Genomic DNA, 25,173 nt, shown 5'->3' with positions numbered 1-25,173 from the left:
CGCGACAGTTTCAGTTGTCGACGGTTCCCGACCGTATCTCGGGAACCTCACAGTGGACGCGTAGCATCTTTGTAGAACAAGCCCTCGGCCTATTAGTATCGGTCAGCTCCGTGCATTGCTGCACTTCCACATCCGACCTATCACCCCATGGTCTATAGGGGGCCTTACCAGATTATTCTGTGGGAGCCCTCATCTTGAAGCGTGCTTCCCGCTTAGATGCTTTCAGCGGTTATCACTTCCCAACGTAGCCAACCAGCCGTGCTCTTGGTAGAACAACTGGCACACCAGAGGTTAGTCCGTCCCGGTCCTCTCGTACTAAGGACAGCTCTTCTCAAGACTCCTACGCGCGCAGCGGATAGGGACCGAACTGTCTCACGACGTTCTAAACCCAGCTCGCGTGCCGCTTTAATGGGCGAACAGCCCAACCCTTGGGACCGACTCCAGCCCCAGGATGCGACGAGCCGACATCGAGGTGCCAAACCATGCCGTCGCTATGGACGCTCGGGCAAGATCAGCCTGTTATCCCCGGGGTACCTTTTATCCGTTGAGTCCTGGCGCTTCCATGTGCCACCAGAAGATCACTAGTCCCGACTTTCGTCCCTGCTTGAGATGTCTCTCTCGCAGTCAAGCTCCCTTGTGCACTTACACTCGAAACCTGATTGCCAACCAGGCTGAGGGAACCTTTGGGCGCCTCCGTTACCTTTTAGGAGGCGACCGCCCCAGTCAAACTACCCATCAGGCACTGTCCCTGATCCAGATAATGGACCTAGGTTAGATAACCAAAGTGACCAGAGTGGTATTTCAACGATGACTCCACCTGAACTGGCGTCCAAGCTTCAAAGTCTCCCACCTATCCTACACAAGTCACTCCGATCACCAATACCAAACTATAGTGAAGGTCCCGGGGTCTTTCCGTCCTGCTGCGCGTAACGAGCATCTTTACTCGTAGTGCAATTTCGCCGAGTCCATGGTGGAGACAGCGCCCAAGTCGTTACTCCATTCGTGCAGGTCGGAACTTACCCGACAAGGAATTTCGCTACCTTAGGATGGTTATAGTTACCACCGCCGTTTACTGGGGCTTAAGTTCAAGGCTTCGCCGAAGCTAACCCTTCCCCTTAACCTTCCAGCACCGGGCAGGAGTCAGTCCGTATACATCGTCTTACGACTTAGCACGGACCTGTGTTTTTAGTAAACAGTCGCTTGGGCCTGGTCTCTGCGACCCTCGACGCTTTCGAAGTAAATTCTAATACGTCTCAGGTCCCCCTTATTCCGAAGTTACGGGGGTATTTTGCCGAGTTCCTTCACCATGGTTATCTCGATCGCCTTAGTATTCTCTACCTATCCACCTGTGTCGGTTTGGGGTACGGGCGGCTAATATCTCGCTCACGAAGCTTTTCTAGGCAGCATAGGATCACTCTTACGATTACCAAAGTAATCGACCCATCATGTCTCAGGCACATGAAACGCGGATTTGCCTACGTTTCGCCCTACGCACTTAGCCCGGGGATATCCAAACCCGAGAAGAGCTACCTTCCTGCGTCCCTCCGCAGCTTGCCTAATACAAGTTTGGGTCGCAGACTCAGTCAACCTCGGTCCGAAGACCTCCGTTGACCTTGCGTGCTTAGCATTACTCGCCTCAGCATTGGCGATATTTCGCCGGTACGGGAATATCAACCCGTTGTCCATCGACTACGCCTGTCGGCCTCGCCTTAGGTCCCGACTTACCCAGGGCAGATTAGCTTGACCCTGGAACCCTTGGATATTCGGCGGACGGGTTTCTCACCCGTCATTCGCTACTCATGCCTGCATTCTCACTCGTGTGCTCTCCACGGCTGGGTTACCCCGCCGCTTCACTGTGCACACGACGCTCCCCTACCCATCCATACAACCTTACGGTCATGCGTATGAATGCCATAGCTTCGGCGGATAACTTGAGCCCCGCTAAATTGTCGGCGCAGAATCACTTGACCAGTGAGCTATTACGCACTCTTTCAAGGGTGGCTGCTTCCAAGCCAACCTCCTGGTTGTCTCCGCAACTCCACATCCTTTTCCACTTAGTTATCGCTTAGGGGCCTTAGCTGATGATCTGGGCTGTTTCCCTCTCGACTATGAAGCTTATCCCCCACAGTCTCACTGCCGCACTCTCACTTACCGGCATTCGGAGTTTGACTGATTTCGGTAAGCTTTTGGGCCCCCTAGACCATTCAGTGCTCTACCTCCGGTAAGAAACATGCGACGCTGCACCTAAATGCATTTCGGGGAGAACCAGCTATCACGGAGTTTGATTGGCCTTTCACCCCTATCCACAGCTCATCTCCTCGGTTTTCAACCCAAGTGAGTTCGGGCCTCCACGACGTCTTACCGTCGCTTCACCCTGGCCATGGATAGATCACTCCGCTTCGGGTCTAGAGCATGCGACTGAATCGCCCTATTAGGACTTGCTTTCGCTACGGCTTCCCCACACGGGTTAACCTCGCCACATACCACTAACTCGCAGGCTCATTCTTCAAAAGGCACGCCGTCACCCTTGCGGGCTCCGACGGATTGTATGCGATCGGTTTCAGGTACTATTTCACTCCCCTCCCGGGGTACTTTTCACCTTTCCCTCACGGTACTTGTCCGCTATCGGTCACCAAGGAGTATTTAGGCTTAGCGGATGGTCCCGCCAGATTCATGCGAAATTTCAGGGGTTCCGCATTACTTGGGGTTACGCTCGAGAGTGAATAACTTACGTCTACAGGAGTGTTACCTTCTTTGCTGTGGCCTTCGCAGCACACTTCGACTTCGTTAATCATTTTTTACTCTCTGACTGCTTGACAGCACAGTCTGAACGGCCCCACTACACCCCAATTGCAACGCCTGTCAGCTATCACACAATTGAGGTTTGGCCTCTTCCGCTTTCGCTCGCCACTACTCACGGAATCACGGTTGTTTTCTCTTCCTGCGGGTACTGAGATGTTTCACTTCCCCGCGTTCCCTCCAACTGCCCTATGTGTTCAGGCAGAGGTTGCCGGACATGACTCCGGTATTTCAAGGTTTCCCTATTCGGAAATCCTCGGATCAAAGCTCGTTTACCAGCTCCCCGAGGCTTATCGCAGGTTACAACGTCCTTCTTCGGCTCTTGGTGCCAAGGCATCCACCGATCGCACTTAGTAGCTTGTTAATCTACAAAGATGCTCGCGTCCACTGTGAAGTTCTCAAGATACGGGCGGGCCCAGGCTGGCCGGCATCATAGATGCCTTTCGACCTGGTCCGCGTTGAAAGGGGTTGCTTGCGCAACCGACCCTTCAGGACCCAACAGCGTGCTCAGGTGTCGCTTCGACTGACTGACTTTCCACTCCTGATTGCTCAGGTTGTACTGACAGACCGACTCCACTTCACTTAATGGTCAATGTTCCACGATTCCGGTGCCTGCCTGACCGAAGACGAATGCTTCGGAATCAGACATTGGACTGAGACGCTATGCGCTCAGTCTGAGGCTCCTTAGAAAGGAGGTGATCCAGCCGCACCTTCCGGTACGGCTACCTTGTTACGACTTAGTCCTAATTACCGGTCCCACCTTCGACGGCTCCCTCCACAAGGGTTAGGCCACCGGCTTCGGGTGTTACCGACTTTCATGACTTGACGGGCGGTGTGTACAAGCCCCGGGAACGTATTCACCGCAGCGTTGCTGATCTGCGATTACTAGCGACTCCGACTTCATGGGGTCGAGTTGCAGACCCCAATCCGAACTGAGACCGGCTTTTTGAGATTCGCTTACCCTTGCAGGTTTGCAGCTCTTTGTACCGGCCATTGTAGCATGCGTGAAGCCCTGGACATAAGGGGCATGATGACTTGACGTCATCCCCACCTTCCTCCGAGTTGACCCCGGCGGTCTCCTATGAGTCCCCGGCATTATCCGCTGGCAACATAGGACGAGGGTTGCGCTCGTTGCGGGACTTAACCCAACATCTCACGACACGAGCTGACGACAGCCATGCACCACCTGTAAACCGACCATAAAGGGGCATCTATCTCTAGATGTTTCCGGCATATGTCAAACCCAGGTAAGGTTCTTCGCGTTGCATCGAATTAATCCGCATGCTCCGCCGCTTGTGCGGGGCCCCGTCAATTCCTTTGAGTTTTAGCCTTGCGGCCGTACTCCCCAGGCGGGGTACTTAATGCGTTAGCTGCGGCACGGAGAACGTGGAAGTCCCCCACACCTAGTACCCACCGTTTACGGCGTGGACTACCAGGGTATCTAAGCCTGTTTGCTCCCCACGCTTTCGCTTCTCAGCGTCAGGAAAGGTCCAGAGAACCGCCTTCGCCACTGGTGTTCCTCCTGATATCTACGCATTCCACCGCTTCACCAGGAATTCCATTCTCCCCTACCTTCCTCAAGTCTGCCCGTATCGGAAGCAGGCTCAGGGTTGAGCCCTGAGTTTTCACTCCCGACGTGACAAACCGCCTACAAGCTCTTTACGCCCAATAATTCCGGACAACGCTTGCGCCCTACGTATCACCGCGGCTGCTGGCACGTAGTTAGCCGGCGCTTCTTCTGCAGGTACCGTCACTTTCGCTTCGTCCCTGCTGAAAGCGGTTTACAACCCGAAGGCCGTCATCCCGCACGCGGCGTTGCTGCATCAGGCTTTCGCCCATTGTGCAATATTCCCCACTGCTGCCTCCCGTAGGAGTTTGGGCCGTATCTCAGTCCCAATGTGGCCGGTCGCCCTCTCAGGCCGGCTACCCGTCGAAGCCTTGGTGAGCCGTTACCTCACCAACAAGCTGATAGGCCGCGAGTCCATCCTTGACCGCCGGAGCTTTACAACCTCCCCGATGCCGAGGAAGTTCATATCCGGTATTAGCACCTGTTTCCAGGTGTTATCCCAGTGTCAAGGGCAGGTTACTCACGTGTTACTCACCCGTTCGCCACTCGTGTACCCCCGAAGGGGCCTTACCGTTCGACTTGCATGTGTTAAGCACGCCGCCAGCGTTCGTCCTGAGCCAGGATCAAACTCTCCATTGAAATTTATCGGTGCAGGCCGAGGCCTGTTTAACCGTCAATCTAATTTTGGTTTGAAACTGACAGGATCCATTGCTGGATCTATCAATATTCATTCAAAGGAATCCGTACGTGACCGAGGTCACGTGACGGGTTCGCAATTGCAAGGCAAGCCCTGCAATGTGCATTTTTGGCATTGACTTTAAGCACGCTGTTGAGTTCTCAAGTTTCGGGTGCGTCCCGCGCTTCTGTCTCTCGACTTCCGCTTGGGGCAACTCGATCAACTTTACTTTGGAATGTTTCGCCTGTCAAATTGGCGAGTTCCTCAGTTTAGTTGTTTGCCGCTAGGCGGCTCGTCCAACTTTACTCTCTTGCGTTCGGCCTGTCAAATCGTTCTGACAGCTTCGAGCTGCTTGCGAGTGGCTTCAAATCCCTATTGACTAGGGCTTTTGGCCTTGAACTCCGCTTTCGCGGCTTGTCCTACGTTACTCACTCTGCTCACCCCTGTCAAACCGCTTGGTTTGGGGCCGACCGCTATTGAGTTGTTGCCGGTTGCCGGAGCAACCTGTGGAACACTACCCGAGTCCCTCTGGCCGATCAAATCGACTTCTTCGGGGCCGCACTCGCCGCCCGGGCCTTGAGCGGGTTCTTGTTGAACACACACTCGCCCGACCTTGTGAGTTTGGGTGGTGGCTTCGGGTCCGTCCTGATCGTCCGGTGCACCGTCGAAGCTTGATGAACCTTACACACCCCTCAGCGGCCGTGCAACTCGACGCTGGTGAGCCTTTGGGAGTGCCTCAAGGCGCGGCGTAGCCTTGCGCAATGAAGACGCTCCGTTCCCCTTGGCCGGTCCTGGCGATCCTGCTGGCTACGGGCTGTGCGCCCATGGGGTTGTCCCCCGCCGGACCTGATGAGCCACAAGCCACACAGTCCACCGTCTCGCAGGACGCACAAACCCCGCAGGCCAGTGGGAGCGCGTCCCCGTCCCCGAGCGCGGCGCCGTCGACCACCGTCCCCCCTCGGACGGTGACGATCAACGTCAGCGGCGACCTGCTGTGGCACAACTCCCTCTGGAACAGTGCGGAGGTGGACGCCAAGGTCACAGGCGCCCCTCGTTTCGACTTTTTCCCCCAGCTGGAATCGCTCCAGAGCTACGTCTCGGCGGCGGACATGGCCATCTGCCACTCGGAGGTTCCCTTCGCCGCCGTCGACGGGCCCTTCCGGAACTATCCCCTGTTCGCGGCACCCCAGGAGATCGCTCCCGCGATCAAGGCCGTGGGCTGGGATCTCTGCACCACGGCGTCGAACCACACCATGGACGCGGGATGGGAAGGCCTCGTGCGCACGATCGACGTGCACCAGGCTGCGGGCATCATGACCGCCGGCTCGTACGCCACCGAGGCCGCGGCCAACACCCCCGTCGTCTACACCACAGCCTCGGGCGTCAAGGTCGCCGTCATCAGCCAGACGTACGGCCTCAACGGGATCCCGAAGGCCGAGGGCAAGCCGTGGTCGGTCGAACTGCTCGACGCTGACCTGGCCATCGCCCAGGCTCAGCGTGCTCGTGAGGCAGGCGCCGACCTCGTCGCGGTGCACATCCACGCAGGCGACGAGTACTCCAGCAGCATCAACGAACAGCAGCGCCTGTATGCGGAACAGGTCACCGCCTCGCCCTACGTGGACTTCCTCTTCGGTCAACACGCCCACGTCGTCCAGCCCATCGATCGGGTGAACGACAAATGGGTGGTCTACGGAGCGGGAAACCTCATCGCCTCAAGTGGACCGGCCCAGCCGCTCACCTACGACGGCTACGTGGCCCAGGTCACCTTCACCGAGCAGGGCGGAGGAGGCTTCGCCGCCACCGCAGCCGAGTATGCGCCCACCATGATCACCAAGCACAGCAGCAGCAATCCCGCGCGCGTCTACCTGATCCCCGACGAGCTGGCCGCGGGCACCTCACTGGAGGACGAGATGCAGGCCTCCGCCGCGCGCACCCGCGCCACCGTGAACTCACTCGGCGTGGAGGGCTTGACGGAACGCGGGTGACTCAGGAGCGGTAAACCCCGCCCACCGTCTTGCGCCCTCGTCGGAGGACAGCGAAACGCCCGTGCAGGAGGGTTGAGGGCGTGAGCATGAGCTCCGGGTCCTCCACCTTCACGTTGTTGAGGTAGGCGCCGCCCTCGGCGATGGCGCGCCGCGCGGCGCCCTTCGACTCGACCACGCCGGACAGCGCCAGCGCGTCGACGATGGATACGTCCGCGTCGACGCTCTTGGCGCCCACCTCACTCAGCACCGTCTCCAGCGTCTGGGGCGTCAGGTCTTCCAGCTGCCCCCGCCCGAAGAGCGCTCCAGCGGCGTGCACCGCGGCCTGCCGCTCGTCGACTCCGTGCACAAGGTCCGTCACGTCGTCTGCCAGCGCGCGCTGCGCCTCCCGCTTGAACGGAGCCTCGACCGCGGAGCGCTCGAGAGCCTCGATCTCCTCCCGTGAGCGGAACGAGAACACCTTGAGGTAGTCGATGACCTTGGCATCCTCTGCGTTGAGGAAGAACTGATGGAACGCGTACGGCGAGGTCAACGTCGGATCGAGCCAGACGGTGCCGGCCTCGGTCTTGCCGAACTTGGTGCCATCGGCCTTCGTCAGCAGAGGCGTGGCCATGGCATGGACGTGCCCCTGGTCGCTGCGCCGGATGAGCTCGACCCCGGCGGTCAGGTTGCCCCACTGGTCCGAGCCGCCCGTCTGCAGCGTCACGCCGTGACGCCTATGCAGCTCGCGGTAGTCCATCGACTGCAGCAGCACGTAGGAAAACTCCGTGTACGAGATGCCGGACTCCAGCCGCCGGGCGACGACGTCGCGCGCGAGCATCCTGTTGACGGGGAAGTGCTTGCCCACGTCGCGGAGGAAGTCCAGGACCGACATCTGGCTGGTCCAGTCGAAGTTGTTGACCATGGTGGCGGCGTTGGGCCCCTCGAACAGGACGTAGCGCTCGACCTGGGCCCGGATCCGCTCCACCCAACCCGCCACGACGTCGGCTGAGTTCATCACACGCTCGCCGGACTGCTTCGGATCCCCGATGAGGCCCGTAGCACCGCCTACCAGCAGGAACGGCTGGTGACCCGCATCCTGAAGCCTTCGGGCCAGCAGAAGCTGGACCAGGTTGCCGGTGTGCACGCTCTGCGCGGTGGGATCGAACCCCACGTAGAACCTCACCGGGCCGTCGTCCAGATGCGCCGCCAGCGCATCGGGTTCCGTCGAGTGGGCAATCAGGCCACGCCAGCGAAGGTCGTCGAGCAGTGCGTTCACGCCGGTCAGCATAGCCCGAGGGCTCCTCGGGGCTCAGCCTGCGTGGAACCCGGCGAGCTCCACCTGGGCCGCGCGCAGCTCCTCGAGCTGCTCACCCACGCGATCCGGCGCCGTGCCACCCCGCCCATTCCTGGAGGCGACGGATCCCTCCACCGTCAGGACCGCCAGCACCGACCCGTCGAGATGGGGCGAGATGGCGGGAAGGTCCTCGGCGGTGAGCTCCTGCAGCGTGATGCCCCTCGCCTCGCAGTAGCGCACCGTCTCCCCCGCTACCTCGTGGGCCACGGCGAACGGTACATGGGCGCGGACCAGGTGATCCGCCACATCCGTGGCCAACGAGAAGCCCTTCGGCGCCACCTCGGCCATCCGGTCCGGATGGAAGGTCAAGGTCCCCACCATGCCCGCGACGGCGGGCAGCAGCACGTGAAGCTGGTCCACGCCGTCGAAGATGGGCTCCTTGTCCTCCTGGAGGTCCCGGTTGTACGCCAGAGGAAGCCCCTTCAGGGTCGCGAGCAGCCCCGCCAGGTTGCCGATCAGGCGCCCCGCCTTCCCGCGCGCGAGCTCCGCCACATCCGGATTCTTCTTCTGCGGCATGATCGAACTGCCCGTGGACCAGGCGTCGTCCAGGCTGGCGAATCCGAACTCGGCGGTGCACCAGAGGATCACGTCCTCCGCCAGGCGGGACAGGTCCACACCGATCTGGGCCAGCACATAGGCGGCCTCGGCGATGAGGTCCCGCGCCGCGGTGCCGTCGATCGAGTTGGGCACGGAGGAGCCGAATCCGAGCTCGCGGGCGACCAGCTCGGGGTCCAGCCCCAGGGAGGTGCCGGCCAGCGCCGCGGAGCCGTACGGGCTCACCGCCAGTCGGCGGTCGAGGTCGCGCAGGCGGTCGCTGTCGCGGACGAGCGGCCAGGCATGCGCCAGTAGGTGGTGGCTCAGCAGGATGGGCTGCGCGGACTGGAGGTGTGTGCGGCCGGGCATCACCACGCCCAGATGCCGGTGGGCTTGCGCGGCAAGCGCGTCGATGACCTGATCCACGTCCTGGGCGATCAGCCGGACCTCCTCGCGCAGATAGCTGCGGATGAGGGTGGCGATCTGGTCGTTGCGGGAGCGTCCCGCCCGCAACCGGCCTCCAAGCTCCGCGCCGACGATCTCCTTCAACCCGCGCTCCAGGGCGCCGTGGACGTCCTCGTCGCTCTCGGCGGCCACGAACTCGCGCGCCTCGACCCGACGGGATAGCTCCGCGAGACCCTCGTCCATGGCGGCCGCCTGCTGATCGTCCAGCAGTCCCGCGGCGTGCAGGGCCTTGGCATGGGCCCGGGACCCGGCCACGTCGTGGAGCGCCAACCGCCAGTCGAACTGCGTGGACTTGCTCAACGCGAACATGGCCTCGCTGGGTCCCCCCGCGAATCGACCGCCCCAGAGTCGTCCCTGCTCAGTGCTCATCGAGAAGCCCTCTTCCTGGTCGTCCGCTCTTGGTCATCTCGGAGATCCGCAGCACCACGCCGTCGGCCGCCTCCTCGTCTGCGGCGATGACGAGGATGGTGTCATCCCCGGCGATCGTACCCATCACGCCCGCCATCGCGGCGGCGTCGAGGCTGGCCGCGAGATACTGCGCGGCCCCCGGTGGCACCTTCAGCACGATCTGATTGCCGGCCGCACGCAGCGACTGGAGCATCTCCGCACACAGCCGGGCCAGCTTGTCCATGGTCGCCCCGTGCCCTTCATCGTAGCCCGCGGCGTAGACGAGGGAGCCGTCATCGGCCCGCTGCCTGATGGCGCCCAGCGCCAGAAGATCCTTGGACAGCGTGGGCTGGCTCACGCTGATGCCTTCCGCGGCCAAGGCCTCGATCAGATCCGCCTGCGAGGCGTAGCGCGCCTCGTTGACCAGCTGGCGCAGCGTGGCCAGCCGTCCCGCCCTCGTCACTTCAGGCATGCGGCGCCAGGAGGCCCGGCAGCGCGTCGACGAAGGGCTGCAGTTCTGCTGGCGTGGAGATGAGCGGTGGCGCCACCCGCAGGACGTTCGGGCGCGGCGCATTGATGATGAATCCCGCGTCCAGCGCGTCGTCTGCTACCCGCGCCGCCACCTCATCGGTGAGGACCACGCCGAGGAGCAAGCCCCGCCCCCGGACCCCGCTGATCAGGGGATGGCCCAGCCCGCGCATGGCGTCGGCGAGCCAACGCCCGGTGGTGCGGGCGTTGTCCAGGACGCCGCCCTCCAACGCATCGAGGACGGCATGTCCGGCGGCCGCAGCGACCGGGTTGCCGCCGAAGGTGGTGCCGTGCTGCCCCGGGTGCAGCAGGGACGCCGCAGAACCTGTGGCGAGGCAGGCGCCCACCGGAAAACCGTTGCCGAGCCCCTTGGCCAGCGTGACCAGGTCCGCCACCACGCCCTCAGCGCGGTGCGCCAGGTACTCACCGCACCGGGCGAGCCCCGTCTGCACCTCGTCGATCCACAGCAGCGCGCCCGCCGCGGTGGCGATCTCGCGCGCCGCGGCCAGGAACCCCTCCGGCGCCGGGACCACGCCGTTCTCCCCCTGGATGGTCTCCACCACCACTGCCGCCGTCGTGCCGTCGACCGCCTCGCGCAGCGCGGCGACGTCGCCGAAGGGCACGAAGGTCACCTCGCCGGGGAGAGGTTCGAACGGCTCGCGGTACTTGGGATTGTGGGTGAGCGCCAGGGCCCCCATGGTGCGGCCGTGGAAGGAGCCCTCCATGGCCACCAGCTTGGTGCGGCCCGTGAGCCGCGTCAGCTTGAAGGCCGCCTCGTTGGCCTCCGTTCCGGAGTTGGTGAAGAACACGCGTGCCTCGGGCGCGCCCGTGAAGGCAGCCAACCGCTCGGCGAGGCGGATTTGCTGCTCGCTGGCGAAGAAGTTGGACACGTGGCCGAGGTGGCCCAGCTGGCGCGTGATGGCCGCGGTGACGCCTGGATGGTTGTGGCCGAGGCCGTTGACCGCGAGCCCGGAGAGGAGGTCGAGATAGCGGGCGCCGTCGGCGTCGTAGAGGTGCACCCCTTCACCGCGCTCGAACACCCGTTTCGGGGGGCCGAACGCGTTCATCATCACAGCGCCGTACCGCGCCTGGAGATCTGCCTGGCTCATGCCGCTGCCCCCTCGTTGGTGACCATGGTGCCCACGCCCTCGTCGGTGAATATCTCCAGGAGGAGGCAGTGCGGGATCCGCCCGTCGATGACGGTGGCGGACGTGACGCCTCCCTCGACGGCGCGGATGCAGGCCTCCATCTTGGGGATCATGCCCGCGTCTAGACGCGGCAGCATGTCGCGCACCTCGGGCGTGGAGATCTGCGTGATCACCGACTCCTCGTCCGGGTAGTTGGCATAGACGCCGGCGACGTTGGTGAGCATCACGAGTCGCTTGGCCCCGAGCGCCACCGCCAGAGCGGCGGCCGCCGTGTCGCCGTTGACGTTGTGCACCTGCCCCTCGACGTCCGGGGCGACGGTGGCCACCACCGGGATGCGGCCAGCCTGGATCAGGTCGAGGATGGCCGCCGGATCAACCGACTCCACGTCGCCGACGAGTCCCAGGTCTATCTCCTCGTCATCGATCATCAGGCCGCGACGCTTGGCGGTGAACAGTCCGCCGTCCTCGCCCGACATGCCCACGGCGAACGCCCCGTGCTGGTTGATGAGATTGACCAACTCGCGCCCCACCTGCCCGACGAGCACCATCCGTACCACGTCCATCGCCTCGGGGGTGGTGACGCGGAGCCCGCCGCGGAACTCCGAGGCGATGTCGAGGCGCGCCAGCATTGAGGAGATCTGGGGTCCGCCGCCGTGCACCACGACCGGCTTCACGCCAACGCGCCGCAGGAACACGATGTCTTCGGCGAAGGCGCGCTTGAGCGCGTCGTCGGTCATGGCGTTCCCGCCGTACTTGATCACGACGGTCTGCCCGGCGTACTCCGCCAGCCAGGGCAGCGCCTCGATGAGGGTGCCCGCCTTGGCGATGAGCTCGGGCTGCTGCTGGATACGGGTCTTGGTCATCATGGGAGGTCCCTCGGGTTGCGGAGCGTGAAGGCGGAGGTGCGGCGGAGCGCCGCGGTCAGGTGGAGTACTCCGCGTTCTCCTTGACGTAGTCGTAGGTGAGGTCGTTGGTGAGGATCGTCGCTGTGTCGCGGCCGGCATGAAGGTCCACCTGGACGTGGACCTGACGGCCCGACAGGTCCACCAGGCCGCGGTCGTCGCCGATCTGGCCCGCCCGGCACACCATGATGCCGTTGAAGGAGACGTCCAGAGCGTCCGGGTCGAACGTGGCGTGGGTGACGCCGATGGCAGAGAGCACCCTCCCCCAGTTGGGATCGCCGCCGAAGATGGCGCACTTGAACAGGTTGGACCTGGCGATCTCCCGGCCGACCGTCACCGCGTCACTCTCGGACGCTGCACCGACCACCTCGATGGAGATCTCGTGGGCCGCGCCCTCGGCGTCGGCGATCAGCTGCCGGGCGAGGTCCTGGCAGATCGCGGTCAGCGCCGCCTGGAACTCGGTGGGCTCCGGCGCTGTCCCGGAGGCGCCGCTGGCCATCAGCAGCACCGTGTCGTTGGTGGACATGCAGCCATCGGAATCTGCCCGATCGAAGCTCAGCCGGGTGGCCTCCCGCAGGGCGGCGTCGAGGCTTCCCGCGTCGAGGACGGCGTCGGTGGTGAGCACCACCAGCATGGTCGCGAGGCCTGGAGCGAGCATGCCCGCTCCCTTGGCCATCCCTCCGATCGACCACGGCCCAACCCGAATGCCTGCCTGCTTCGGGACCGAGTCGGTGGTCATGATGGCGACGGCCGCGGCGGGGCCCCCGTCATCCGACAGGTGTGCGCACGCGTCGTCGACCCCCGGCAGCAGGAGGTCCATCGGCAGCCGGAGCCCGATCAGCCCGGTGGAGCACACCGCGACGTTGTCAGTGATGAGCCCGAGCTGCCCCGCGACCCGCGACGCCGTCGCAGCCGAATCAGCGAAACCGTCCGCTCCCGTGCACGCGTTGGCGCCGCCCGAGTTGAGCACCACGGCCTGCAACTGTCCGTCCTCGACCGCCTGCCTCGACCACTTCACCGGGGCCGCGACGACGCGGTTCGAGGTGAAGACGCCGGCCGCCGCCATGCTCGGCCCGGTGTTCCGGACGACGGCGAGGTCCGGGCGGCCGCTCGCCTTGAGGCCGGCCGTGACGCCCGAGGCGAGGAATCCCTGCGGGAGGGTCACTCCGGTAGGTGTGCTCATGACTGTGTCTATTCCTTATCTGAGATATTCGTTGCCTGGATCAGGGCGCGACGCCCACCGCGGGCAACCCGAGTGACTCCGGAAGACCCAGGGCCAGGTTCATCGACTGGACCGCACCGCCGGCGGTGCCTTTGGTGAGGTTGTCGATGGCCGAGATGGCGATCAGCCGACCCGCCGACTCGTCGACCGTCACCTGGACAGTCGTGACGTTGGACCCCGCGACCGAGGCTGTCTGAGGCCACACCCCCGGCGGCAGGACGTGCACGAACGGTTCGTCTGCGTAGAACTCCCGATAGGCCTGCTGCGCGTCCTCGGAGGTGACACCCTCGGCGACTGGCGCGGAGCAGGTGGAGAGGATTCCCCTGGGCATCGGGGCCAGCAGCGGGGTGAACGAGACGTTGACCGCGGCGCTGGTCACAGACGAGAGGTTCTGAACGATCTCAGGGGTGTGCCGGTGAATCCCGCCCACTCCATAGGGGCTCATGTTGCCCATCACCTCGGAGGCGAGGAGGTTCGGCTTGAGTGACTTCCCGGCGCCGGAGGCCCCGCTGGCCGCGACGATGACGATCTGGCCCGGATCTATCAGGCCGTTGGCCACGGCGGGGAGAAGGGCGAGCGTGCAGGCCGTCGGGTAACAGCCCGGGACCGCGATGCGCCTGGCCCCGGCCAAGCGCTCCCGCTGGCCCGGCAACTCGGGCAGGCCGTACGGCCACGTCCCCGCATGCGCCGACCCGTAGAACCGCTCCCACGCAGCAGAATCCTGGAGCCTGAAATCGGCCCCGGCGTCCACCACGAGGGTGTCGTCGCCCAACTGCTCTGCGATGGCGGCCGAAGTGCCGTGCGGAAGCGCGAGGAAGACCACGTCGTGGCCTGCCAACTCGTCCGCGGTGGTGGGCGCGACCACACGGTCGGCCAAGGCGAACAGGTGGGACTGGTGGACCCCCAGCCTGTCGCCGACGCTCGAGTTCCCGGTGAGTGCGCCGATCTCGACCTCGGGGTGCTGGAGCAGCAGGCGAAGCAGCTCGCCGCCCGCGTAGCCCGTGCACCCCGCCACCGCCACTGAATACGTCATAGGCTTGAGTATGCCAGGAGTTCGATACATATTCCACCCGGGGCGGGATACCCTGGGTTCCCCACATCTGAGGAGGCGCCGGTGGCCAGCTTCGTCCGCACGACGATCTCGCTCGTGCTCCTGCTCGCCGCAGTTGGCGCCGCATTGGCCGGGCTGGGGGCCCATTGGCTCGACCGGGTTGCCCGCACCCCGGCCCCCCTGCACGCGATAGCGGGTCCCCTGGCTTCGGATCAGCGCGTGATGGACGCGATCGCCGTCGAACTGAGCGCGGCCGCGGTCGCACGTCTCCCCTCCGCCGTCGACCTTCTCCCCGGAGTCCGGACACAACTGGAGGACCTGATCGGGCTCGCCGTACACGCAGCGCTGACCGATGAAGGCGTGACGGAGGCGTGGCACGAGGCGATCGACCTGTCGCGTGCGGACTTCGTGACGGGCCTGGACGCCATGCGCACCGACGGCGCCGACGCTCCGACTCTGTGGCTGCCACTGGCGCCATTCGTCGAGGAGGGTCAGGCCAGGCTGCTGGAGATGACGCCGGAACTCCTGCGCCCTTTCGTCATGGAGCTCGACGTCCCCGCCGAGGAGCTGCGCATCGCGCTCGGCCGGCCCGACACGGTGCAGGCCGGATACGCCGCTGACGGGTTGGCGGTGGCAAGGCACTGGATCTGGTTCTATGCGGCCGCTATCCTGCTGGCTGTCCTCGGGCTCGCCGTCGGCTCACGCCGAGGGCGCTGGGTTGCCTGGACCCTGGCGGCGGTCGCTGGGATGGTCGCGGTGATCCTCGGGCGGCGCACGCTCGACGGGGTTTCCGTCCCCGACGGGAGTACCCTCGCGGCGGCGGTCCAGTCGGCCCTTGTCGAGGGCACGATGTCCTCCCTGCAGGACTGGACCGCACCCGCCGTCACGGTGGGATGGGCGCTCCTCGCATTCGGTATCCTCGGCCTGGTCATCTCTGCAGCAGGGCCCAAGGGTCGCGTTAGCTGAGTTCGCCGATCCTGCCCCCGCGAACGCGCGATAGGTTGACATGAGTTCGCCGCTTCGAAGGGAAGACATGTCTGAGGAGACCTACCAGGGCATCGCGATGGTCGTGTACTTCGCCGCCATGATCGGCATCGGAGTCTGGGCCTACTACCGCACGACCACCGTCAACGACTACATGCTGGCGGGACGGGCGCTCGGCCCAGTGGCGGCCGCGCTCTCCGCGGGAGCCTCCGACATGTCGGGGTGGCTGCTCATGGGACTGCCCGGGGCGCTGTACCTCTCAGGCATGGTGGAGTTCTGGATCGCCATCGGGCTGAGCATCGGCGCTTGGCTCAACTGGAAGTTCGTCGCCCCCCGCCTGCGCGCCTACACCGAACTGGCGGGCGACGCGATCACCATCCCCAGCTTCTTCGGCAACCGCCTCAGGGACTCGACGAGAGCGCTACGCCTCACCGCCGGCGTGATCATCCTGGTGTTCTTCACCTTCTACGTCTCGAGCGGAATGGTGGCCGGGGGCAAGTTCTTCGACGCCTCGTTCGGCATGGACTACCGCCTGGGCATGGTCCTGGTGGCCGGGGTTGTGGTGCTCTACACCCTGGTGGGTGGCTTCCTGGCCGTGTCCTACACCGACCTCGTCCAGGGAATCATGATGCTGGCGGCGCTGGTCGCGGTCCCGCTCGCAGGGGTGGTCTATGTCGGCGGGCCGGTCGCGCTGTACGACATCGTCGTGACACTGGACCCGGACGCCTTCAAGCTCTGGGGGGCCACGACCACCGTGATGGGCGTGGTGTCGTCTGCCGCGTGGGGGCTGGGCTACTTCGGCCAGCCGCACATCGTCGTGCGGTTCATGGCGCTGCGCACACCTCAGGAGGCCGTGCCCGCCCGACGCATCGGCATGGGCTGGATGATCCTGTCCTGCCTCGGCGCCGCAGGCACCGCACTCGTGGGCATCGCTGTCTTCAAGCGTGACGAGGGCCTCCTCCCGGACCAGGAGACGGTGTTCATCGCCTTGGGACAACTGCTGTTCCACCCCCTGATCGCCGGGTTCATGCTGGCGGCGATCCTCGCCGCCATCATGTCCACCATCTCGTCGCAACTCCTGGTCACGGCGTCGGCCCTCGTCGAGGACCTGTACGCGACGTTCTTCCCCGCAGGGCTGACCGCCGCACGCGGCGTGCTGTTGAGCAGGGGGGCGGTGCTGGCCGTGGCCATCGTCGCCGCTGCGCTGGCCTGGGAGCAGAACGACACCATCCTGGGCCTGGTCGCCTTCGCCTGGGCCGGCTTCGGCGCCGCCTTCGGGCCGACGGTGCTGCTGAGCCTCTACTGGCGCGGGCTCAGCAGTTGGGGAGCCCTCGCGGGCATGGTGGTGGGCGCGGTGACCGTCGGCGTCTGGGGGACGTTGGAGGGCGGCATCTTCGACGTCTACGAGATCCTGCCCGGCTTCCTGCTCAACCTCCTCACGGCGCTCACTGTGTCGTCGGTGACCTACCGTCGGAACCCGGAGATCGAGGCCGAGTTCGACGAGCAGGTCCGCCTGCTGGCCCGGGCGTGATCTGAGGCATCAACCACCACGCCCACACCGCCCCCGCCCAGCACAGACCCCCGATCACGGCCCCGGCCGCCGCGATCGGCCACGCCACCGTCACCAGTGCCACGATGCCGGGCGCCAGCAGCCAACCCGTGCCGTTGACGGTGTTCCACCTGGCCAGATGCCGGGTCCGGTGGGCCTCGGGCGACAGGTCGATACCCAGCGTCATCACGATGCCGGCCCCGAACCCGTTCCCGAATGCCACCAGGGCCGCCGACGCTGCAAGGGCCCAGAAGGCCCCGGTCCGCGAACCCTCTGGGATTGTCGCGGAGAGCACCACCAGAAGCACGTATCCGGCGCCGGAGAAGATGAGGCACGGCACCAGGACGGCGGCCCGCCCATGTCGGTCCATCAGGGTCCCCGCCGGAACGAACATCCCCAACTCGACCACGGCGGCGATGGCGAAGATGAGCGAGATCTCGTCACCGCGGAGCCCGAGCATCGCGCCCAGCAGCGGGAAGATGAGCGGGCGGGAGATCCGGGACATGGTGAGCGGCACCGTGGCGAATCCGGCGAGGACCATGGTCACGCCGGCGGTCCGGTCCGGCGCCTGCGGCGAGGGCGCCACCGGGATTCTTCCCACTGCCTGGCGCATGGTGGGTCGCTTCGCGGCGTGCTCCCCGGGGAGCATCGTGAGCGCCACCATGAGCGTGGCGGCGGCCATCGCCACCGCGTCGAGACCGATCACCCAACCCTCGTAACCCAGGGCGATGATGCCTGCCCCGAGCAGTGGCCCGATCACCTGGCCGATGCGCATCATGCCTCCGAAGGTGCTCATCCCCCGGGCCCGCAGTTCTGGTGGCAGAGCGGTTCCGAGGTAGGCCTGCCGCCCGATGATCCACACCTCCCGGGACAGTGACGACACCACGAGGGAGGCGACAAGGCCCGCCTGGTGCCAGTGCGTGGGGCCGGTGATGCGTGCATGCTCCACCATCACCAGCGTGCCGATCTGGGTGCAGGTCACCGCCACCCCGGTGACGATCATGGCCCGCCGCTCCCCCAGCGCCGTCATCAGCGCCCCCAAAGGGATGGGGCCGAGAACACCCACGACACCGGTGATGAGGGTCAGCGCTGCTGCCGCCGGTACCGAGAACCCCAACGCCAGGGCGATGAGCGGGATCACAGGCAGAGTGGCCATCATTCCGACGGCCTGAGCCAGCGTGGGCGCGTACACCGGTCCGATCAGCGAACGCAGGACGAGGCGCGCACTCGCGCTCATCGCATCGCGCCGGGTCCGACCCCGATCCGCACCGTGGACGAGTCCACCCCTGAGATGAAGAGCGCAAGCCCCCACTCGAAGGTGCGGGTCGCGTCGGCGGCATCAAAGTGGCTGACCACGCCCAACTGATGCATCTGCGCCCGCGTCTGCTCCTCCATGACGTGCCCGAGCACGAAGTGCAGGAGCGCCGCCATGGTGGCGGCCGGCTCATGCGCCAGGGCGGCCTCCAACCGCGCCTGACCGGCGGCACATGGATCCACCGCGCCGAGTCCGAGCGCGTGCGCCGAGGAGACCAGCTCGGCGGCATCGCGGTGCTGGAGCAGCGCCCGACGCAGCCCTCGCGCCCACTCCGACAGCCATTCGGCGACGGCGCCTGGACCCGGGGCCCCGTCGGCCACAGCGGCGGCGAGGATCTCGTCGGCGACGGCGGCGAGCAGCGACTGCTTGTTGGGAACGTGATAGTACAGCGCCCCGGCCTGGACCCCGAGTGCGTCGGCAACCCGCCGCATCGAAAGGTCGCCGAGGCCGTACTCGTCGAGAATGCCTAGCCCTGCCTCAACGATGGACCGACGGGACAGCGCCACGCGCCTCAGCCCCGCATCCGGTGCTCGAACCAACCCGACGCGGCGATCGGGCGATACCCCAGACGCCGGTTGATGGCCAACATGTAGTCGTTCTCCGACGCGTTGCCCGTGATCAGCCGCCCGGCCAGTGGCCACTGTGCGCGCACCGAGGCGTGACTGTGCGTCTTGGCGAACCAGCCCAGGCCGCGACCGCGGTGGTCTCCAACGACGAGGGTCTCCCACTGGTCCACCACCGGCCGGCCGGACTCGTAGATGAATCGGGTGAAGCCGACGAGGCGCCCCGTCGGGATGTGCCGGACGGCGGTATAGAGCCACTCGCAGCCACCCCTGGCCAGCGCCTCATCGTGGCTGAGCACCCGGGCGGCGTCGATCAGCTCAGGCTCAAGAGCCGCCTCGCCCATCGGCACGTCGGTGCTCATCACCACCATCAGGCGGGCCATCTCGTCCAGCCATTCAGCCGGGGTGGTTCCAGACCACTGCACCAGGTCGTACTCGGGCGCGGTGGCCGCCCGAGCCGCAGCGGCATCGGCGTCCAGCAGGCCCTGCTCCGGGAGGGTCATCCCTGAGATGGTCTCAACCTGCACGAGCCGGTAGCCCCTGCCCAGCAGGAATCGCGCCGGTGCTCCTTCCGGGTCGATGGCCCCCTCCCCCTCAGCCGCGCTGAGCCGGCGCGAGCCGCGGGGAGTGGCCGGCTCCCACGTCCAGGCCTGCAGGGTGTCGCGGCCGGCGGAGCGCGCCTCCGCGACCGCTGCGTCATAGAGCGCCGCGCCTATGCCACGGCCGCGGTGAGCCTCCGCCACGACAACGCTGAGGAAGGCCACGTGCCTGTTGTCACGCTGCGGCAGCTCAACGAACGCGACACCCACGGGCGTGCCGTCCTCGAACGCAACGAACGGCACCTGGAGGCTGTACTGGGGCCTGGTCCCTTCGGCCCAGCGGCGCAGCGCCGAGTGCGACAGGTCCTCGTTGCCGAACAGCCCGCGCACCACGTCGCCCCAGAGACGCTCGTCGAGCTCGAAGATCCAGAAGCCTGGATCCTCAGGGAACGAGGGGTAGTCCATCCGCGTGATCTGCACCTGAGCAGCCTACTCGGGACGCCGGGGAACCGGCGTGAGCGTCAGGCGCGCTGCACCGCCCCGAACCGTTCGACGGCGACCGCCACGGCCGCCTGCCTCGCGGCTGCAGCTTCCGCGTCGGTCAGGGTCCTGTCGGATCGGAAGCGCAGCGCGAACGCCAACGACTTGCGCCCCTCGCCCACCTGATCGCCCGAGTACACGTCGAACAGGGAGATGGACTCCAGCAGCTCCCCTGCACCCTCAGCCAACGCGGACTCGACCTCAGCGGCAGGAACGTCGCGATCGACGATCAGCGCCACGTCCTCCTTGGCGAGCGGGAACGGCGACAGAGTCCCGATGGCGCCCCCCGAGACGGCCTGGCTCAGCAGGAGGTCCAGGTTGAACTCGACAGCCGCGGTTCGCTCGGGGAGCCGCAGAGCCGCGACCACCGCTGGGTGCACCTCGCCGGCGTAGCCCAACACGATCCCGTTGAGCGACAGCTCAGCGCAGCGACCCGGATGCCATGGCGCCCGCTCCACGTTGCGCCGCGACAGCCGCGCACCCACGGCCGCGGCGGCGTGCTCCGCGAGGGCCACCACGTGGGTCCAGTCCGCCGCGACAGCAGGGCCGGCCCATCCCGCGGGCCTCCAGTTGCCGGTGACGACCGCGGCCACCGTGTGCGGCTGCGCTGGGATGGCCGCGTCGATGTCGGCGATCTCCTCATCGGACGGTCGGTGCGCCACACCGGGACGCGGTGCGGCGGGCTCGCCACCCTCGAAGAACGCCTTGCCCTGCTCGAACAGCGCGAGGTCCGTGAGGCTGCGGGAGGTGTTGCGCGCCACGGCGGCGAACAGCCCCGGCAGCAGGGAGGTCCGCAGGTAGGGATGGGTCTCGGACAGCGGGTTGGCCAACCGGATGAGCCGCCGGGTCGGGTCGTCGGCCGGGATCTGCAGCTGATCGAGCTCCTCGACCGAGGCGAAGGGCAGCGACAGCACCTCGGTGAACCCGAGGGCCGCGATGGCCCGCAGCACGGCCCGCCGATGGAGCAGGCGCGGCGCCAGCCCGCGGCTCACGGGCGGGATGGGGAGCTTGAGTCCGATGCGGTCGTAGCCGATGTGGCGTCCGACCTCCTCGACGATGTCGTAGGGGTCAACGAGGTCGCCGCGCCAGCTCGGCACCTCCAGCGTCAGGGAATCGCCCAGCGAAGTCACGGACACCCCGCTTGCCGCCAGCAGCCGGACGCTCTCGTCCTGATCCACGCGCGTCCCCAGCACGGCGGGGATGAGTCCGGAGCGCAACGACACCCTGTGGGGCGTTGGGGCCGACCCGACGACGGTCTCGGCTGTCATCGCGCCCCCGCCGTGGGTGGTGAGCAGTTGGGCGGCGCGCCGGGCGGCGGCGTAGGGCACCTGCGGGTCGACGCCGCGCTCGAACCGCTTGGACGCCTCCGAGGGAAGTCCGTGGCGGCGGAAGGTCCGCGACACGGAGACCGGCTGGAAGTGCGCTGCCTCGAGCACGATGGTGGTTGTCGATCCGGACACCTCGGTGTCTTCGCCGCCCATGACGCCCGCGAGCCCGATCGGGCCTGAGTCGTCGGTGATCAGCAGGTCGTCTGCGTCCAGCTGCCGGTCCTGCCCGTCCAGGGTCCGCAACTTCTCCCCTGCTGCGGCCGCACGGACCCGGATCGGGCCTTGGAGCTTTCGCGCGTCGTAGGCGTGGAGGGGCTGACCGGACTCCAGCATCACGTAGTTGGTCACGTCCACCGCCAGCGAGATCGAGCGGACTCCCGCCCCCTTCAGCCTGTCCGCCATCCACCCCGGGGTGGCGGCAGCCGGGTCGAGGCCGTCAATCGTAAGGGCTACGAACGCCGTGCAGCGGGGGTCCTCCAACACGACGCGGTGTCCGCCGTCGGTGGGCTCAGGCAGGTGCTGCCGGTACGGATCCTCGAAGGAGACCCCGTTGACGATCGAGGCCTCCCGCGCCAGGCCCCGGAGGGACAGGCAGTAGCTCAGATCCGGGGTGACGTCGATGTCCAGCACCTCATCGGCGGTCCACAGGAGGGCGACTGCGTCGTCGCCCGGCTCACCTGCGTCGGAGGGCAGCACGATGATGCCGTCGTGATCCTCGCCCAGCCCGAGCTCGAGCTGGGAGCAGATCATGCCGTCGGAGACGTGTCCGTAGGTCTTTCGGGCGGCGATCTGGAAGTCGCCGGGCAGCACGGTGCCGGGGAGCGCCACCACCACCAGGTCGCCTTCGGCGAAGTTGTGGGCTCCGCAGACGATGCCGCGGCTCGCGGGGTACTCGTCAGTGGCCTCGTCGTTGTGGGCGCCGACATCCACCCGGCAGTAGCGGATGGTCTTGCCGTTCTTCTGCGGCTCATCCACCGACGTGAGCACGCGCCCCACGGTGAGGGGACCGGTGACGGGCGACTCGGTGGACTCGATGTGTTCGACGGTGAGACCCAGCGCGGTGAACTGTTCGGCGAGGTGGGCGGTGGTGACGCCGGCGGGCAGCGTGACGAGGTCTCGCAGCCAGGAAACGGGGGCCTTCATCGGGATCCTCCCAGGATTGAACGGCTGAATCGGATGTCGCCCTCGACGAAGTCGCGGAGGTCCGGCGCGCCGGTGCGGAACATCACCGTGCGGTCCACGCCCATCCCGAAGGCGAAGCCCGAGTAGACGTCGGCGTCGATGCCGCAGGCCGTGAGGACGCGCGGGTTGACGACGCCACAGCCGCCCCACTCGATCCAGCCTTCGGACCGGCAGGTGCGGCAGGGGCGCTCCGGGTTGCCGACGGACTCACCGTGGCAGACGAAGCACTGCAGGTCCACCTCGGCGCTCGGCTCGGTGAACGGGAAGTAGTGGGGCCGCATCCGGGTCTGCACGTCGCCGAACATTGCCCGCGCCAGGTGGTCCAGAGTCCCCCGCAGGTCAGCCATCGAGATGCCCTTGTCCACCACGAGGCCCTCCAACTGATGGAACACGGGCAGGTGGGTGGAGTCGTACTCATCGGCCCGGAAGACCTTCCCGGGGCTGATCACATACAGCGGGATGCCACGCTCGAGTAGAGACCGGACCTGCACAGGCGAGGTCTGGGTGCGCAGCAGCTTGCCCTCCGACGGCGGGTCCACCCACAGGGTGTCCTGTTGGGCCCGTGCGGGGTGGTCCGGCGCCAGGTTGAGTGCGTCGAAGTTGTACCATTCGGCCTCGAGTTCGGGACCGTCGGCCACCTCCCAGCCCATGCCCACGAATACGTCGATCATCTCGTCGATGAGGGACGTGACGGGGTGCAGAGCCCCGCGGGGGCCCATCTCCACAGGCAGCGTCATGTCAAGGCGTTCGGCCACGAGCGCCTCCTCGAGTTCGGAGGCCGCAAGGCCGGCCTGGCGATCCGCGACGGCCCGCGCGACGGTAGCGCGCGCCTGCCCCACCCGTTGCCCGGCCTCCTTGCGGGCCTGAGGCGGAAGGGCGCCGATCTCACGGTTCGCCAACGCCAGCGGCGAGGCGTCGCCCGCGTGGTCCAGGCGGGCCTGCTTCAGCTCGGCCGTGGTGGTGGCCGCGTCGATCGCCGCCAGGGCGGCCGCCACGGCGGAGTCGATGGCATCCGGATTGAGGGCAGCGACCTGCTTGGGATCAAAGTTGTCATTGGGCCCGGACATCGTCGGGTCCTCCTTCTTCACCGGTTCGACGTTGCGCAGATGCGGTGGCGTAGAGGCACACCGCAGCCGCGCTGGAAAGGTTGAGGCTCTCCGCTTGCCCCCACATTGGCACGGCGACCACCTCGTCCGCCAGCCGGGCATCCTCCGGGGGCAGCCCCCACGCCTCATTGCCCATGATCCAGGCGATGGGACCGCTGAGCTCACCGGCGGCGGCCTTGAGGTCCAGTGCTGCCCCGTCGCCGTCGGCCGCGAGGACCTTCAACCCCATCGCCTTGACCCGCGCGACGGCCTCGGACAGGGGAACGCCGGTGAGGATGGGCATGTGGAAGAGGCTGCCCACCGTGGACCTGACGGTCTTGGGGTTGTAGATCTCGACGCTTCCGGCGGTGAGGATCACGGCGTCGGCGCCGAAGGCATCGGCACACCGGATGACGGTGCCGGCGTTGCCGGGGTCCCGCACCTGCGCGCAGATCACCACCAGCCGAGCGCCCTCCAGGGCGTCCCAGCCGAAGCTCAGCTGCCGGCAGACCGCTACGATGCCCTGCGGGGTGACCGTGTCGCTGAGCTGCCTCATGGCGTGCTCGTCGGCCTGCCACACCGGCACCGCGATCCCCTGGAGAAGATCAGCGTGCTTGGCGGGATCGTCGACGATCACCTCCTCGACGACTCGCGCCGCGGCCAACGCCTCCCGGACCGCTTGGCGACCCTCAACGAGGAAGGTCCCCGACAGGTCCCGGCCCCGGCGCTGCGTCAAACGACGAACCGAACGCAGCACCGAGGCGGGGAGGCCAGGGGCAACGTTCGGTTCCATCGTCACTGAGGAGTTCTCAGGCTGCTGCGGGCTGGTGATCCTTGGCGACCGCGACCAGGGCGTTGAACGTGGCGGTGTCGTTGACGGCCAGCTCGGCCAGGATCTTGCGATCCACCTCGACACCAGCGGTCTTCAGGCCGTTGATGAAGCGGTTGTAGGTCATGCCCTCCGCGCGGACGGCGGCGTTGATGCGCTGGATCCACAGGCGGCGGAAGTCGCCCTTCTTGGCGCGACGGTCGCGGTAGGCGTAGGTGGCCGAGTGCAGGAGCTGCTCCTTGGCCTTGCGGTACAGGCGCGAGCGCTGACCGCGGTAGCCGGAGGCCTGCTCGAGAATTTCACGACGCTTCTTATGCGCGTTCACAGAACGCTTTACGCGTGCCATGGGGGATCTCCTTGGATGTGGTCGGCAGCGCCGACGGATGGTCTAGGTGGGAGGTGGCGTTGGCGCCGGGGAATCGCTCAGCGACCCTTGTGCTTACCGAGGAGCTTGCGCATCTTCTTGGCGTCAGGAGCCGAGACCACCTCGATGCCGGCCAAGCGGCGGGTGCGGGTGGATGACTTGTGCTCGTTGAGGTGGCCGAGGTTGGCCTGACGGCGCAGCAGCTTGCCGGTCCCCGTCGTCTTGAACCGCTTCTTCGCGCCGGAGTGCGACTTCATCTTCGGCATAGTTGGCTCGCTTTCTTCTTGTATTCGATCTC

The 25,173-nt window shown here is 66.0% G+C and carries 18 protein-coding genes and 2 rRNA genes; 3 read left to right on the top strand and 17 right to left on the bottom strand.

All coding sequences use genetic code 11. The annotated features are described in order from the left end of the window. Positions 1-72 precede the first annotated feature (72 nt). Positions 73-3,163: ribosomal RNA gene (locus H5398_RS06785) — 23S ribosomal RNA — on the bottom strand. Between the two features lie 324 nt (positions 3,164-3,487). Further along, positions 3,488-5,005, bottom strand: a 16S ribosomal RNA gene (locus H5398_RS06780). The 16S and 23S rRNA genes sit together here, the layout of an rRNA operon. A gap of 1,002 nt (positions 5,006-6,007) precedes the next feature. On the opposite strand from H5398_RS06780, the gene H5398_RS06775 reads away from it, so the two are divergent. Beyond that, positions 6,008-7,027, top strand: coding sequence for a CapA family protein (locus tag H5398_RS06775; protein WP_182799480.1), 1,020 nt, complete (start codon positions 6,008-6,010; stop codon positions 7,025-7,027). A gap of 1 nt (position 7,028) precedes the next feature. On the opposite strand, the gene tyrS is transcribed toward H5398_RS06775, so the two are convergent. From tyrS to argC, 7 genes are read right to left on the bottom strand one after another with little or no spacing between them, the layout of a single operon-like run. Continuing rightward, positions 7,029-8,282, bottom strand: coding sequence for a tyrosine--tRNA ligase (gene tyrS / locus H5398_RS06770; RefSeq protein ID WP_182799479.1), 1,254 nt, complete (start codon positions 8,280-8,282; stop codon positions 7,029-7,031). Between the two features lie 33 nt (positions 8,283-8,315). Next, entirely contained in the window at positions 8,316-9,728 is a 1,413-nt protein-coding gene (argH, locus tag H5398_RS06765) for an argininosuccinate lyase (protein ID WP_182799478.1), read from the bottom strand. Continuing rightward, positions 9,718-10,218 (bottom strand): arginine repressor, encoded by a 501-nt coding sequence (locus tag H5398_RS06760; protein ID WP_182799477.1) that lies wholly within the window; start codon positions 10,216-10,218, stop codon positions 9,718-9,720. Before H5398_RS06760 ends, argH begins: the two co-directional genes overlap by 11 nt. Then, positions 10,211-11,383, bottom strand: a complete 1,173-nt coding sequence (locus H5398_RS06755; protein ID WP_182799476.1) for an acetylornithine transaminase — start codon at positions 11,381-11,383, stop codon at positions 10,211-10,213. Before H5398_RS06755 ends, H5398_RS06760 begins: the two co-directional genes overlap by 8 nt. After that, positions 11,380-12,285 (bottom strand): acetylglutamate kinase, encoded by a 906-nt coding sequence (gene argB / locus H5398_RS06750; RefSeq protein ID WP_182799566.1) that lies wholly within the window; start codon positions 12,283-12,285, stop codon positions 11,380-11,382. Before argB ends, H5398_RS06755 begins: the two co-directional genes overlap by 4 nt. Positions 12,286-12,343: 58 nt before the next feature. Continuing rightward, entirely contained in the window at positions 12,344-13,507 is a 1,164-nt protein-coding gene (gene argJ / locus H5398_RS06745) for a bifunctional glutamate N-acetyltransferase/amino-acid acetyltransferase ArgJ (protein WP_182799475.1), read from the bottom strand. 40 nt (positions 13,508-13,547) lie between these two features. Beyond that, positions 13,548-14,579: an N-acetyl-gamma-glutamyl-phosphate reductase gene (gene argC, locus H5398_RS06740; RefSeq protein ID WP_182799474.1), complete on the bottom strand. Its 1,032-nt coding sequence runs from the start codon at positions 14,577-14,579 to the stop codon at positions 13,548-13,550. An 81-nt stretch (positions 14,580-14,660) separates the two neighbouring features. Between argC and H5398_RS06735 the strand changes: the two genes are divergently transcribed. After that, positions 14,661-15,563 (top strand): hypothetical protein, encoded by a 903-nt coding sequence (locus H5398_RS06735; protein WP_182799473.1) that lies wholly within the window; start codon positions 14,661-14,663, stop codon positions 15,561-15,563. Positions 15,564-15,630: 67 nt separating this feature from the next. After that, positions 15,631-17,112: a sodium/proline symporter PutP gene (putP, locus tag H5398_RS06730; RefSeq protein WP_182799472.1), complete on the top strand. Its 1,482-nt coding sequence runs from the start codon at positions 15,631-15,633 to the stop codon at positions 17,110-17,112. Here putP and H5398_RS06725 read toward each other — a convergent pair. The 8 genes from H5398_RS06725 to rpmI form a co-directional block, all read right to left on the bottom strand. Next, on the bottom strand, positions 17,027-18,367 hold the full coding sequence (locus H5398_RS06725; protein ID WP_182799471.1) for an MFS transporter: 1,341 nt from the start codon (positions 18,365-18,367) through the stop codon (positions 17,027-17,029). The genes putP and H5398_RS06725 overlap by 86 nt on opposite strands. After that, positions 18,364-18,951: a TetR family transcriptional regulator gene (locus H5398_RS06720; protein WP_182799470.1), complete on the bottom strand. Its 588-nt coding sequence runs from the start codon at positions 18,949-18,951 to the stop codon at positions 18,364-18,366. Before H5398_RS06720 ends, H5398_RS06725 begins: the two co-directional genes overlap by 4 nt. A 5-nt stretch (positions 18,952-18,956) precedes the next feature. Continuing rightward, positions 18,957-20,027: a GNAT family N-acetyltransferase gene (locus tag H5398_RS06715; protein WP_182799469.1), complete on the bottom strand. Its 1,071-nt coding sequence runs from the start codon at positions 20,025-20,027 to the stop codon at positions 18,957-18,959. Between the two features lie 41 nt (positions 20,028-20,068). Then, positions 20,069-22,558, bottom strand: a complete 2,490-nt coding sequence (pheT, locus tag H5398_RS06710; protein ID WP_182799468.1) for a phenylalanine--tRNA ligase subunit beta — start codon at positions 22,556-22,558, stop codon at positions 20,069-20,071. Beyond that, the gene (gene pheS / locus H5398_RS06705; protein ID WP_182799467.1) at positions 22,555-23,664 is read right to left on the bottom strand and encodes a phenylalanine--tRNA ligase subunit alpha; all 1,110 of its coding nucleotides are present in this window, start codon (positions 23,662-23,664) and stop codon (positions 22,555-22,557) included. Before pheS ends, pheT begins: the two co-directional genes overlap by 4 nt. Next, entirely contained in the window at positions 23,648-24,475 is an 828-nt protein-coding gene (locus H5398_RS06700) for an RNA methyltransferase (protein WP_182799565.1), read from the bottom strand. The genes pheS and H5398_RS06700 overlap by 17 nt, the downstream gene beginning before the upstream one ends. Before the next feature lie 16 nt (positions 24,476-24,491). Further along, positions 24,492-24,857 (bottom strand): 50S ribosomal protein L20, encoded by a 366-nt coding sequence (rplT, locus tag H5398_RS06695; protein ID WP_182799466.1) that lies wholly within the window; start codon positions 24,855-24,857, stop codon positions 24,492-24,494. A gap of 77 nt (positions 24,858-24,934) precedes the next feature. After that, positions 24,935-25,141, bottom strand: coding sequence for a 50S ribosomal protein L35 (rpmI, locus tag H5398_RS06690; RefSeq protein WP_182799465.1), 207 nt, complete (start codon positions 25,139-25,141; stop codon positions 24,935-24,937). Positions 25,142-25,173: the final 32 nt, after the last annotated feature.

The organism is Tessaracoccus sp. MC1679, assembly GCF_014164775.1.
In the GTDB taxonomy this organism is placed as follows: Bacteria; Actinomycetota; Actinomycetes; order Propionibacteriales; family Propionibacteriaceae; genus Arachnia.
The sequence above is the reverse complement of the archived record's forward strand: the minus strand, read 5'-3'. Positions and strand labels throughout refer to the sequence as shown.

Bases quoted from the DNA above. Each gene is read 5' to 3' on its own strand.
- argH (WP_182799478.1), bottom strand. From the start codon at position 9,728: ATGAGCACTGAGCAGGGACGACTCTGGGGCGGTCGATTCGCGGGGGGA.
- H5398_RS06760 (WP_182799477.1), bottom strand. From the start codon at position 10,218: ATGCCTGAAGTGACGAGGGCGGGACGGCTGGCCACGCTGCGCCAGCTG.
- H5398_RS06755 (WP_182799476.1), bottom strand. From the start codon at position 11,383: ATGAGCCAGGCAGATCTCCAGGCGCGGTACGGCGCTGTGATGATGAAC.
- argB (WP_182799566.1), bottom strand. From the start codon at position 12,285: ATGACCAAGACCCGTATCCAGCAGCAGCCCGAGCTCATCGCCAAGGCG.
- argJ (WP_182799475.1), bottom strand. From the start codon at position 13,507: ATGAGCACACCTACCGGAGTGACCCTCCCGCAGGGATTCCTCGCCTCG.
- argC (WP_182799474.1), bottom strand. From the start codon at position 14,579: ATGACGTATTCAGTGGCGGTGGCGGGGTGCACGGGCTACGCGGGCGGC.
- putP (WP_182799472.1), top strand. From the start codon at position 15,631: ATGTCTGAGGAGACCTACCAGGGCATCGCGATGGTCGTGTACTTCGCC.
- H5398_RS06725 (WP_182799471.1), bottom strand. From the start codon at position 18,367: ATGAGCGCGAGTGCGCGCCTCGTCCTGCGTTCGCTGATCGGACCGGTG.
- pheT (WP_182799468.1), bottom strand. From the start codon at position 22,558: ATGAAGGCCCCCGTTTCCTGGCTGCGAGACCTCGTCACGCTGCCCGCC.
- pheS (WP_182799467.1), bottom strand. From the start codon at position 23,664: ATGTCCGGGCCCAATGACAACTTTGATCCCAAGCAGGTCGCTGCCCTC.
- H5398_RS06700 (WP_182799565.1), bottom strand. From the start codon at position 24,475: ATGGAACCGAACGTTGCCCCTGGCCTCCCCGCCTCGGTGCTGCGTTCG.
- rplT (WP_182799466.1), bottom strand. From the start codon at position 24,857: ATGGCACGCGTAAAGCGTTCTGTGAACGCGCATAAGAAGCGTCGTGAA.
- rpmI (WP_182799465.1), bottom strand. From the start codon at position 25,141: ATGCCGAAGATGAAGTCGCACTCCGGCGCGAAGAAGCGGTTCAAGACG.